Below are 2,812 nucleotides of genomic sequence, written 5' to 3' on the forward strand. Positions count from 1 at the left end.
CATCACACTAATAAAAACGATAATATTAAAAAATAAGGAAAGACATAATACGTATGTCTTTCCTCTAAAATTGTAATACTCAATATGCTCTTGGCTCTATTTGATTTTCCATTTAAATCCTCACATATCTTTCTTTATAATATCTCCTAACTCCATCCAATTTGTAATACGCGGGATATTGAGATATTGATTGTAAGAAGTAGTTTTTGCATATACATTTATCGGTTTTCCTATTAACGTTTCTAAAACAGCCGGCTTATCATCAAAGAAATAGTTTAATTTTATTTCTTGTATAAAGTGTATTTTTTCTTCATCCTTCATTCCATAGAAAAAGCGATCTTCATGTACCGGAAATCCTTTTTCTATTAACCATTTTTTTGTTTGCTCTCCATGCTCTTTAGGTCGCGCCGTTATATAGTAAATTTCATGTCCCTGTCTTTCTAATTCTTGCAATGTCTCTACAGCATACGGAAACGGTGAACAAGAAGTATAATAAATCTCATCCAGCAAACTATTCCACATATGACCGCCTTCCTCGGAAGTCATGCCAAATGCTTCATGAATTTCAATTGTTTTTAAAGAATGGAATACATCCAACCCTACTTTTTTGTTTAATTTCTTATTATATAAATGAAAAGCATGCTGCCTTAAATCAATTAGTGTATCATCGATATCAAATCCAAACTTCACTCTTCATCGCTCCTTTCTGCAATCCATTTATCGGAACATATAAGTAGTTTTTATTCCCCTTATTGCTCATCTTTCCGATATGCTGGATAGCCAATAAATCTATAATCTTTTCCAATCTGGGTAAATGATATATCCTTAAATTCAATTGCATCTTTCATTTTAGTAATACCAGTCCCCTCTACAAAACTAGGCGCCAATCTACCTCCAATAATTTTAGGTGCGAAATATAAAATAATTTTATCCATTAGTTTATTTTCAATAAACGAAGCATTTACTTCTCCACCACCTTCAATAAGCAGGGAGGAAACTCCTTTTTGTCCTAAAACATCAAGCATTTCATGTAAGTTTATATGCTTTTCTCCGCTAGTAACAAATACTTTAACTCCTGCATTTTCTAATGCTTTCTTTTTTTCCTCTGCATGATTACTTGTTGTAAATATCCAGGTAGGAGCTTCTCTATCTGTAACAACGTTAGCTTCCATCGGTATGCGTAATGTCGAGTCCAATATTACTCGAATTGGATTTCGGCCATTTGGAATACGCGTTGTCAATGATGGATTATCCTTTTGAACAGTATTCGCTCCTACTAAAATAGCCGCATTTTCGTTTCGTATTTGGTGTACTTCTTGTCTTGCTTCTGTAGATGTAATCCACTTACTATCCGATAAAGACGTAGCGATTTTCCCATCTAATGTAATTCCTGATTTAATCGTTACAAATGGGCGCTTTGTCAAAATATATTTATTAAAGACTTCATTCATTTTTTTAGATTCTTCTTCACACACTCCTACAAGTACTTCAATACCTGCATCTTGTAGAATTTTAATTCCACGTCCAGAAACAAGCGGGTTTGGATCAAGTGTAGCAACTACTACCTTCTTAATTCCTGCTTGTACAATTGCTTCAGCACAAGGCCCTGTTCTACCATGATGAGAACAAGGTTCAAGAGTTACATAAATTGTACCACCACGTGCCTGTTCTCCAGCCATACGTATCGCATGTATTTCGGCATGTGGTTCTCCGGCCTTCATATGTGCTCCGACCCCTACAATTCGATTATCATTTACAATTACAGATCCAACCAATGGATTTGGAGTCGTTTGTCCCTTCATAGCCTTGGCATTTTCTAGTGCTAGCTTCATATACAATTCATGCTCAAGCATGTAAGTGTCCCCCTTCAAAATGTCCAGAACGCTGAATCTTCGTTTGCAAATATTTCTCATTAAACTCTGAGACATCACCCCATAACGGTTCACGACTCGTAACATTTAATCCAGCTTTTTGTAACGCTTCTAATTTTTTCGGATTATTTGTAATAAGTTTTACAGGTTTTGAGCGTAGCGCTTTTAATACTTCAATTGTATCATCATAGTTTCGAACATCATCTTCAAAACCTAGGTTCAGATTAGCTTCTACTGTATCTAACCCATTTTCTTGCAAGAGGTACGTCATAGCTTTACTAAACAAGCCAATTCCTCTTCCTTCATGATTCGCTAAGTAAAATAAAGCACCTGAACCATGTTCTGTAATCATTTGTAAAGACTGCTTTAATTGGAATCCACAGTCACAACGTTTACTACCAAAGATATCACCGGTGTGACAAATACTATGCATACGAATTAGGGCATCTTCAGAATTCTCAAAATCACCATATACAAGTACACTAGATTGCTGCATATCAGCTAAATTAATAGATGAGAGTTTTTCGATAATTCCTTCTACACTATTTGTAACCTCACTACATTGTAACCAAGAATACCATTGAAAAACTTTAGTCTCCCCATATAAATTAATTGGCAATTTGATAGGACCTACTAAATAAATATCCTTTCCATCTTGATGTATAAATTGAATTTTATCTTCTAACATATGAATTGTATCTGTTGTAACCATTAGGTACCTCCTAGTATAGAGAATCTCTAAAATTCTCTTCCATTGTTATATTTTTTATTGTTTAACTTACACAACGTAAGTGTTTTTACAGATGCTATTCTTTTTTCTCTCAGCTTATATGCAATATGTATCATTACAACTTTGGCCATTTAAAGAAAAGAGTTTCAGTTACATAAAACAACTTAGTTACTTTATGTAAGTGAGTATACATTCGTAATCAATTTACGTC

3 protein-coding genes are annotated in these 2,812 nt (G+C 34.2%); all 3 read right to left on the reverse strand.

The annotated features are described in order from the left end of the window. Positions 1-120: 120 nt before the first annotated feature. The 3 genes from ABWK52_RS27990 to ABWK52_RS28000 are packed head-to-tail and all read right to left on the reverse strand — an operon-like array spanning position 121 to position 2,583. Positions 121-690, reverse strand: a complete 570-nt coding sequence (locus tag ABWK52_RS27990; RefSeq protein WP_000668223.1) for a 5' nucleotidase, NT5C type — start codon at positions 688-690, stop codon at positions 121-123. A gap of 59 nt (positions 691-749) precedes the next feature. Continuing rightward, the gene (gene ribD / locus ABWK52_RS27995; RefSeq protein WP_098341051.1) at positions 750-1,853 is read right to left on the reverse strand and encodes a bifunctional diaminohydroxyphosphoribosylaminopyrimidine deaminase/5-amino-6-(5-phosphoribosylamino)uracil reductase RibD; all 1,104 of its coding nucleotides are present in this window, start codon (positions 1,851-1,853) and stop codon (positions 750-752) included. Then, positions 1,846-2,583, reverse strand: coding sequence for a GTP cyclohydrolase II (locus tag ABWK52_RS28000; protein ID WP_000258865.1), 738 nt, complete (start codon positions 2,581-2,583; stop codon positions 1,846-1,848). The genes ribD and ABWK52_RS28000 overlap by 8 nt, the downstream gene beginning before the upstream one ends. Between the last annotated feature and the right edge of the window lie 229 nt (positions 2,584-2,812).

The sequence above is a fragment of the Bacillus sp. AP50 genome, assembly GCF_040492675.1.
GTDB lineage: Bacteria > Bacillota > Bacilli > Bacillales > Bacillaceae_G > Bacillus_A > Bacillus_A cereus.

Bases quoted from the DNA above. Each gene is read 5' to 3' on its own strand.
- ABWK52_RS28000 (WP_000258865.1), bottom strand. From the start codon at position 2,583: ATGGTTACAACAGATACAATTCATATGTTAGAAGATAAAATTCAATTT.
- ribD (WP_098341051.1), bottom strand. From the start codon at position 1,853: ATGCTTGAGCATGAATTGTATATGAAGCTAGCACTAGAAAATGCCAAG.